Raw genomic sequence first — 8,182 nt, forward strand, 5'->3', positions numbered from 1 at the left:
ACACCGGTTCCTACGACCAGTTCGCCACCGGCTACTACCTGAGCCGCAAGCTGATGGAATGGTTCTGGGACGCCTACACCACCGACCCGAACCAACGCGCGGAGATCACCGCATCTCCCAACCAGGCCACCATCGAGCAGCTCTCCGGTCTGCCGCCCGCCCTGCTGATCGTCGACGAGGCCGACGTGCTGCGCGATGAGGGCGAGGCATACGCCGCCAAGCTCCGAGCAGCCGACGTTCCGGTGACCACGGTGCGCTACGACGGCACGGTCCACGACTTCATGATGCTCAACTCACTGAGTCACTCCAAAGCCGCCCGCGGAGCCATCGACCAGGCAACAGCATTCCTGCGCAACGCCCTCGGAACCGCCCAGACCTGAGTTCTGCCCGGCGGGTCATGCCCTGAGTCATAAGCCGGATCGCGGCGAAGGCGACGGTGCTCGGGCCGTGCTCAGTGGTCGCGCGCAGGCTCCACGACGGCCCAAGCCGTAGCCTTTTGCCCGGGAGTAGCCCAATGCCTTGGAGGCGCGTCGTTCGTACCGTCCCCCAGCATGACAGTACGGAGGACGGGCAGGGCCCGTCGGCCGGCGAGATTCCAACGGCATCGTTCCGGTACCACACTGCCCGGACGCCGACGGACAGCAGCCAGAGCATAAGACTGCTCCGGTTGCTCTTCGTCCAGGTTTCCTGCCTCCATGCCGGCCCTGTTGCGCGTGCTGCCGCGCGGTTCCTTCCAGCGCAGCCGGCCTGGCGTGAGGGGTGGTTGCAGCCTACTGGCCTTTGACGGGCCTGAATTGGAAACCTGTCGCCCGATACTCGCTGCCGACGTCGTCCCTCATGTAGATCCCTTCACTGGAACCGGTATAGCGGTAGTTCAGTGAACGCTGGAGCCTCTCGAAGATGGCGGCCTCGTCCTGCATGTTCTGTGTTGCGCAGGTGCGGTGGGTGGTGAGTTGGGCGTCGCGGAAGAAGAGGTGGGGGCCGTTGAAGAAGATTTTTGCGGTGAAGTCGTTGCAGCCGAGCTTGCCGGTGACGGTGCCGTCGCGATGGAATGCGACGGAGGTGTCCTTGGCGGACTTGATGTGGTCGCTGCTGTCGTAGACCATCCACTCGCTCACCTGGAACGTGGTGTCGAAGATGCTCGGGTCTCTGACGAGGGTGAGGGTGGCTATATCACCGTGCTCGTTCCGCAGTTGCGGCAACGAGCCGGGAGGCGGCCCTCCGACTTCCTGCGGCAGTTTCTTCTCGGTGATCTTCAGCTGGCCTCGGTGGAAGAACTTTTTGACCTTCGCCTCGAAATCCCTCAGCTCCGGGCTTCGTTGTGTGAGGCTCTCCGCTGTCGGCTGCTGCGCGTCCGGACCCGTGGAACTCGCGATGTCCCTGTGCTGCTTGTCCGGCGTCGGGCATGAGGTCGTCTCGTCGGGCGAAGCAGGGGTCGCCGTAGGAGGGGGCAGAGCCGGAAGGTTTTCGCCCAACGTCAGCGTGTTCGCCGCCAGTTCGGCTTTGACGCGAAACGGCGTGCAGCCGTAATTCCCCGCAACCGTCCCGTCGTCACGGAACTCGATCCACGGGCTGGCGTTCTGGGGCGTATGCGCCTCTTGCCCGTCCACCGTGAGCGTACCGTCGTCGAAGGTCCAGATCCCACCGAACAGCCTGCTTCCAGGACCTCCCGGCCCCTTCTTCGTGGGGGATGCGGATGCCGTAGCGCCTCCGCTCCGGCCGTCCTCACGGCCTGAGGCCGGTGCGCGAAGCGCTGCGCTCGCTGACCACCACCGAGTTGATCCGGCGCCTGGCTGCCAGCCGTCCCGGCGCCGATCTGACCGACCCGGCCATAGCCGTTACTGACTTCGGCGTTTCGGGGTCTGGATCTGCGTCGGGACCGGTGCTTCTGCCCGCACCGGCTACCCACCGAGCACGTCGGCGAGTTGGGTGCGGGAGCTGATGCCGAGCTTGGGAAAGGCCCGGTAGAGGTGGTGCCCCACCGTGCGCGGGCTCAGTAGCAGCTGGGTGGCGATCTCCCGGTTGGTCGCGCCGGTCGCGGCGAGCCGCGCCACCTCGCGCTCCTGTGGACTCAGCCGTGCGATCGGCGAGTTCGGGGCGAGCGTCGGGTCGTGGTGTCCGCCGGCTGCTCGCAGCTCGGTCCGGGCCCGCCGCACCCACGGCTGCGCGCCCACTCGGTCGAAGCGCTCCAGTGCGGCGCGCAGCCGGTCGCGCGCGTCGAGCTTGCGGCGCTGGCGGCGCAGCCACTCGCCGTAGAGCAGCTCGGTGCGGGCCCGTTCGAATCTGTCGTCGATCGGGTGCAGGTCGAGGGCTGCGAGGTAGTGCTCCTCGGCTTGGGAATCCGGTCCGGTCAGGGCCCGGCAGCGGCGGGACTGCGCGCCGACCGCGGGCTGCCGGAGGGCGTCCGCGCAGGTGGCGAGGGCCTGCGCGGGTGCCTCCGCCCGCTCCGGGCGGCCGGCCCGCACGGCAGCCTCGACCAGGTCGGGCAGCAGGTGGCGGGCCATCAGCGGGTGACCGGCCGCATCCTGCGCCGCCTCCAGCCGGTCCAGTGCCCGCTGGCTCTGCCCGGAGCCGAGGTCGAGCAGGCCCAGCGCCCACAGTGCGTCGGAGGTGCCCCGGCCGACGCCCCGCGGGAGGGTGTATTCCAGGGCCCGGTGGGCGAGTTCACGGGTGCGGTCCTCCTCTCCGCGGGCAGCGGCCAGCGCGGCGAGCAGGGCGCGCAGGTGGGCAACCCGGTGGTCGAGGTCGTAGTAGTCGGCGAGTCGGAGCGCCTCGGCGGCGTGCGAGTGGGCGTCATCGCGCCGGCCGAGCGCGAGCTCTACCTGGGCGAGCAGGTGCAGCGTGGTGGGCAGCCAGCCGCCGACGCCACGGTCGCGGCAGTGCGCCACGGCGGCGGAGGCGACCCGGTGCGCGGTCGCGTGGTCGGCGAGCAGGTGGCAGTAGTGCCCGGTCATCAGCCGGTCCATCAGGCTGACTTCGGCGCGGTCGCAGGCGGTCACCAGCTCGGCGAGCGGCTGCCGCGCGCCGCGGAGAGCGGGGCAGCAGGGACGCCGTCCGCGGCCGCATCCCCGTCATTGCGCGGGGTGGCCGCCGCGTCGGCGAAGACGTGCGCCGGCACCGCGAGGACCGGCAGACCGGGCGCGCGGGCCGCGATCTGGGCGATCAGCGCCGCGTTCCCCGCGGCGAACGCCGCGTGCAGCGCGTCCGTCAGCAGCACGGGGAGCTTGTCGGGGCGCTCCGCGGCGGTCGCGTCCGCGCCCTCGGCGAGGATCCGGGCGGCCCGCGCCGGGCTGCCGAAGCCGAGCTCGACCACGGCCCGCACCCGGGCGAAGTCCGCCGCCATGCCGGGGTCCTGCAGCGGCTGCGGCACCTGGTCGGCGAGGGCGCCGCAGCGCTCGTCCTGTCCGGCCTCGCTGGCCCGCTGCGCCGCGCCGATCAGAAGCCTCGCCCGCAGCGCCGGGTCCGCGGTGAGCTGTGCGGCCCGCTCGTAGGCGGCGGAGGCCGACGCCATCGCCTGCCGGCTGCCCGCCCACTCGGCGACCCGCTCCAGCTCCGCTGCCACCCGCTCGTCCGGCCCGGTCGTCGCCGCGGCCAAGTGCCAGGCCCGGCGGTGCGCGTGCCCGGCGCCGTCCAGTGTCTCCGCCAATGCCCGGTGCGCCGCGATGCGCTCCGCGAGCGGGCCGTGCCGGTAGGCGGCGAACCGGACCAGCGGATGTCCAAAACGCAGCCCCGCGCCGGAGACGGCCAGCAGTCCGGCCTGCTCGGCGGGCGTCAGATCGTCGACCGACCCCCCGCACCGGGCCGCCGCCGCCAGCACCACGGTCAGGTCCCCGGTGTCGTCGGCGGCGGCCACCGTGAGGATCCGACGGGTGGCTTCGGGCAGCCGGCGGACCCGCTCAGTGAGCGCCTCCTGCAGCCGACTCGGCAGCGCCGCCGGTGCCTCCGGCAGCACCAGCGGCCCCAGTTGACCGGACCGCTGCGCCGGGGTGAGCGCTGCGGACAGCTCCCGCAGCGCCAGCGGATTGCCTTGCGCCTGGTCGATGATCCGCTCGGCGACGTGCGGCGCGAGCCCGGGCAGCAGCGCCGCGGCCGCGGTCCGGTCAATGCCGGTGACGTGCAGCGTGGGCAGCGCCCGCCCGGTGCTGCCGGGTGAGTCGCCGCGGGCGGCGAAGAGCATCGCGACGCCCTCGGCACGCAGCCTGCGCGCGGCGAACACCAGCACGTCCACGGACGGTTGGTCCAGCCACTGCAGGTCGTCGATGAGGCACAGCAGGGGCGTGTCGGCGGCGGCCTCGGCGAGGACGGACAGCGTGGCGAGGGCGACCGTCAGCCGGTCCCGCACCGGCACGTCGACGAGACCGAAGACCGAGCGCAGCGCCCGGGCCTGCGGGGCGGGCAGTCGGTCGAGTACCTGAAGGATCGGCAGGACGAGTTGGTGCAGTCCGCTGAAGCCCAGCTCCATCTCGGACTCGATGCCCTCGACGCGCAGCACCCGAAGGCCCTGCGCGCGGGCGGCGGCGTGTTCGAGGAGCGCGGTCTTGCCGATGCCGGCCTCGCCGTGCAGCAGCAGGGCGCCGCTCTCGCCGCGAGGGCGTCGGCGAGCATCAGCTCGATCCGCCGCAGCTCCTCGTCGCGTCCCTGCACCCATGCCCCCGGCCCCACCAACCCGACCACCGTCGGGCCTCGTTGATCGTCACTGTACGCGGACCGGGCGGGACGGACCGGTGACGCACCCCGGGGCGGCGACCGCTGCGGCTACGGCGCTCGCTCCCGCTCGGCCACCGGCGCCGACCAGATCATTCGGATCCGCGTGGTCCGGTAGCCGGCCCGGGCGAAGGCCGCCGCCATCGGGGCGTTCCCGGTGTCGGTGGTGGCGGTGATCAGCTCGGCGCCCGCCTCCGCATGGCTCCTGGTGACCTCGGCGAGCAGGTCGTCCACATAGCCGCGGCCACGGAACTCGGGCAGCACACCGAGGAATCCGACGTTCCGGGCGTAGGGCGTCGCGGAGGGGATCGCCAGTCCGGCGAGCCGCCCGTCGGGGCCGTACGCCAGCCGCCACCACTCCCGCTCGCCCGGGCAGCCGAGGTAGAACTCCAACTCCTTTCGGGCGGCCGCCTCGACGCCCATCGCGGCGACATTCCGGCGGGTCTCGTCGTCCAGGCTGCCGACCGCGATCCGCCGGAACATCCCGAGGAACTCCTCGTCGGAGGCCGAGGCGAAGGTGAGCCGGCCCTCGCCTCCCGGCAGCGGATCGCCGCTGGTCCACTGCAGCTGCAGCCGCTCCACCTCGTGGCTGAGGCCGGCGGCCCGCGCGGCGCTCCGGCGCCAGGCCACCGCGTCCGCCGCCACCGCATCGTCGCGCCAACCGACCGGCAGCGTCAGGTTGTACAGCGGCGGCTTCGGCGCGCCCGCGGCGGCGAACGCCTGCAGCCCGGCGGTGAGCAGCCCGGTCGCCACCCGGGCCCGGCCGCCCGCCCCAGGGGCGACGTGCAGGCAGTCCAAGGCGATCGGGTGGGCGCTGTCCGCCCGGCCCCACCACAGGGCGCGGGCCAGCAGCCGGCCGTCGCCGTCCTCGGCGATCCAGGTCCACTCCGGCCGGTACATTCCCTGCCCGAGCTCATCCCGGTAGCGGTCGGCGTCGATCCAGCCGACGGGTTCGGGGACCGTCACCGCGGCGACGCGGTCGACCTCGGCCGCGGTCGTGGGTCGAAACAGCATCGGTGCTCCTAGCGTCGGACGTAGCTGGTCAAGGTGGCGCCGGTGAGGAAGACCCGGGAGTCGCGAAGCAGCCATTCGCCGGGGGCGAAGGGGGCGCGGAACAGCGGGATGCCGCTGCCGAACACCACCGGGTAGCGCTTCACCACCAGTTCGTCGATCTCGCCCAGCAGCTGCCCGGCCAGGCTCGCCCCGCCACACAGCCAGATGCCCGCGCCCGGCTGCCGCTTGAGGCCGCGGACAAGTTCCACCGGGTCCCCCGACACCACCTCCACCTCGGGGTCGGTCCGGGGCAGGGTGGAGGAGAAGACGTACTGCCGCAGGTGCGGATAGGGGCTGGTGACGCCGATCCGCAGGGCGGGATCGTAGGTGGCGCGTCCCATCAGGATCGTGTCGAAGACCTTGTTGGGCGCGTCGGCCAGACCCAGTGCCTCACGGGCGTGGCCGGGAATCGTCTCGGGGTACTCGGTGAGGATCGCGTCCTTCAGGTCACCGTCGAAGCCGGAGGAGTCGGTCTCCCCGTCCGGTCCGGCGATGAAGCCGTCGAGACTGCAGCCGATGTAGTAGGTGAGCCGGCGCATGGGCCGCCTTTCACTTCGCTGGGTGACCGTCGGGCCGCGGGCGACCGACGAGGACAGCCCGAACCTAGGCCCCGGTCACCGCCCCGGGCATCGGTCACGACGACCCAATGTGCCGGTCCGACCTACCGACCCTGCCGACTGCCGTCGTCAGCCGTCGACCTGGACAGCTCCCGGATCGCGGCGGCGCTCCGGACGATCCGCCAGTGCTGTGACCACATAGGTCGCCGAGCTCGGAGCAACCGTGCGGTGTGTGGGCGGTCCGGGTCTGACAGCCGCCGGCAACGGCACCGAGGGCAGAGCGCGCGCCCGGACTGAGTCGTATGAACGCTGCTCATTGAACTTCCACAGCTACGACACCGCATAGCCGTCATCCAGTCACCTCATTCGATGCCGGCGTTTGCTGACTTCGGCCTATTAGGGTCCTCCTCGTCCATCGAGAGTGAGCCCCGTCCCGGCGAGGAATCCGCCGAGGACGCCATGTCGGTACTGCAGCGCCTTGAGCCGACTGCGGAGCAGAGTCTCCAACTCGCTCAGGGTGCGGGCAGCCAGGTTGGCCAGGCTCCGCTTGATGTGCGCCCACAGGCCCTCCACCGGGTTGAGGTCGGGCGCATACCCGGGCAGCAGGACCACTGTCAGCCAGTCCCGTTCGGCAACAAGTGCCTTCATCGTCTTGGAGATGTGGGTGCTCAGCCGGTCCCACACCACGATCAGCGGGGCCTTCAGTAGTTGGTGGGCGCCGTCCAGCAGGCGAATGTAGTCCGTCTCGCCCAGCGAGCGACGCTCGCCCTTGCGGCCGGTATGCCGACGCAGCCGGTAGCACAGACGGGCGGGCAGGCCCGGCCGGTAGCACAGCAGCCCGGCCACCGAGAGCCGTCCCCGGCTGCGGGCGGAGACCTTGACTCTCGGGGTGATGCCGCGTCGGCCCCAGGTGCGGCCCTTGGGCGGACGGCCGGTCACGCCCGCTTCGTCCTCGAAGCAGAGGAACGCGCCAGTCGCCGCCCGGAGGGTTTTACCTCCTGCCAGGTCGCCTCCCGCCAGGCGGTGATCGCGTCCTCGTCGCGTTCGGCGGCGGGCCGGGCGGGCATCTGCACGCTGTAGCCCATCCGGTGCAGCAGCCGGGTGACCCCGGAGACGCTGTAGGGGATGTGGAACTTCCGCCCGATCAGCGTGCGTACCCTTGCCGCGGTCCACACCTGGTCGTCCACCCAGCCGTGGGCGGCCGGCCCCTCGTCGAGCCATGGCGCGAGCCTGGTCTGCAGGTGGGGACCGAGTCGGCAGCCGTGGCCGGAGGGACCTCTGGAACGCAGCGCCTCGCGTCCATCCGTCTTCCAGGTACGGCGCCACTGGTAGACCGACTTCTCGCTCACCCGTAACTCCCAAGCGATGAACGGGACTTCCACGCCTTCCTCGAAGAGGTCAACGGCTCGCATCCGTACCTCTTCGCGGCGCCTGCGCTGCTCGGAGGTCAGCCCGCCCCCGTCCGGATACCGCATGCCTCCGGCGTACCAGCCCGGACGCGGCGTGTCACCAGTCCCGACACAGATCCAGACCCCGAAACGCCGAAGTCAGTAAACTCGCTCTCAAGCGTCTGGCCAAGCGCTACCGGCACTTGAGCGAAGAGATAGCAGACGCGGACGCCGATCTGCGCGTTCTGATCGCCCGCACCGCACCCAGCCTCCTCGCGCTGCCGGGCGTCGGGACCGAGACTGCCGGGCAGTTGCTGGTCACCGCCGGGGGCAACCCCGACAGGCTGGTCTCGGAAGCATCCTTCGCCCACCTGTGCGCTGCCGCACCCGTGCCGGCCTCGTCCGGGCGCACGGACCGCCACCGACTCAACCGTGGCGGTGACCGCCAAGCCAACCGCGCGCTGCACACAATCGTGCTGG

General features: G+C 71.6%; 7 protein-coding genes and 1 pseudogene. 2 read left to right on the forward strand and 6 right to left on the reverse strand.

Translation table 11 applies throughout. The features are described 5' to 3' along the window. A partial coding sequence (locus ACO1BR_RS43340; protein ID WP_426800626.1) for an alpha/beta hydrolase fold domain-containing protein occupies positions 1–380 on the forward strand: 380 nt, incomplete at its 5' end. A 390-nt stretch (positions 381–770) separates the two neighbouring features. Here ACO1BR_RS43340 and ACO1BR_RS43345 read toward each other — a convergent pair. From ACO1BR_RS43345 to ACO1BR_RS43370, 6 genes are all read right to left on the reverse strand, one after another. Then, on the reverse strand, positions 771–1,610 hold the full coding sequence (locus tag ACO1BR_RS43345; RefSeq protein ID WP_426800627.1) for an META domain-containing protein: 840 nt from the start codon (positions 1,608–1,610) through the stop codon (positions 771–773). A 291-nt stretch (positions 1,611–1,901) separates the two neighbouring features. Then, a complete protein-coding gene (locus ACO1BR_RS43350; protein WP_426800628.1) occupies positions 1,902–2,999 on the reverse strand; it encodes a helix-turn-helix transcriptional regulator in 1,098 nt (365 codons plus the stop codon). Continuing rightward, positions 2,996–4,648 carry an AAA family ATPase gene (locus ACO1BR_RS43355; protein ID WP_426800629.1) on the reverse strand — a complete coding sequence of 551 codons (1,653 nt, stop codon included), beginning with the start codon at positions 4,646–4,648 and terminating at the stop codon, positions 2,996–2,998. The genes ACO1BR_RS43350 and ACO1BR_RS43355 overlap by 4 nt, the downstream gene beginning before the upstream one ends. A gap of 107 nt (positions 4,649–4,755) precedes the next feature. Beyond that, positions 4,756–5,718 carry a GNAT family N-acetyltransferase gene (locus ACO1BR_RS43360; RefSeq protein WP_426800630.1) on the reverse strand — a complete coding sequence of 321 codons (963 nt, stop codon included), beginning with the start codon at positions 5,716–5,718 and terminating at the stop codon, positions 4,756–4,758. An 8-nt stretch (positions 5,719–5,726) separates the two neighbouring features. Then, positions 5,727–6,296 carry a dihydrofolate reductase family protein gene (locus ACO1BR_RS43365; RefSeq protein WP_426800631.1) on the reverse strand — a complete coding sequence of 190 codons (570 nt, stop codon included), beginning with the start codon at positions 6,294–6,296 and terminating at the stop codon, positions 5,727–5,729. A gap of 414 nt (positions 6,297–6,710) precedes the next feature. Then, a protein-coding gene (locus ACO1BR_RS43370; protein ID WP_426800632.1) for an IS630 family transposase occupies positions 6,711–7,789 on the reverse strand; the annotation gives its coding sequence in 2 pieces (ribosomal slippage) (positions 6,711–7,309 and positions 7,309–7,789; 1,080 coding nt in all). Positions 7,790–7,857: 68 nt separating this feature from the next. Between ACO1BR_RS43370 and ACO1BR_RS43375 the strand changes: the two are divergent. Further along, positions 7,858–8,182 (forward strand): annotated as a pseudogene (locus ACO1BR_RS43375) (transposase); the annotation flags it as partial.

The sequence above is a fragment of the Streptomyces sp. YGL11-2 genome, assembly GCF_050054615.1.
Taxonomy (GTDB): Bacteria; Actinomycetota; Actinomycetes; order Streptomycetales; family Streptomycetaceae; genus Streptomyces.

Coding starts and splice junctions, on each gene's coding strand:
- ACO1BR_RS43355 (WP_426800629.1), bottom strand. CDS start 4,648: ATGGGTGCAGGGACGCGACGAGGAGCTGCGGCGGATCGAGCTGATGCT.
- ACO1BR_RS43360 (WP_426800630.1), bottom strand. CDS start 5,718: ATGCTGTTTCGACCCACGACCGCGGCCGAGGTCGACCGCGTCGCCGCG.
- ACO1BR_RS43365 (WP_426800631.1), bottom strand. CDS start 6,296: ATGCGCCGGCTCACCTACTACATCGGCTGCAGTCTCGACGGCTTCATC.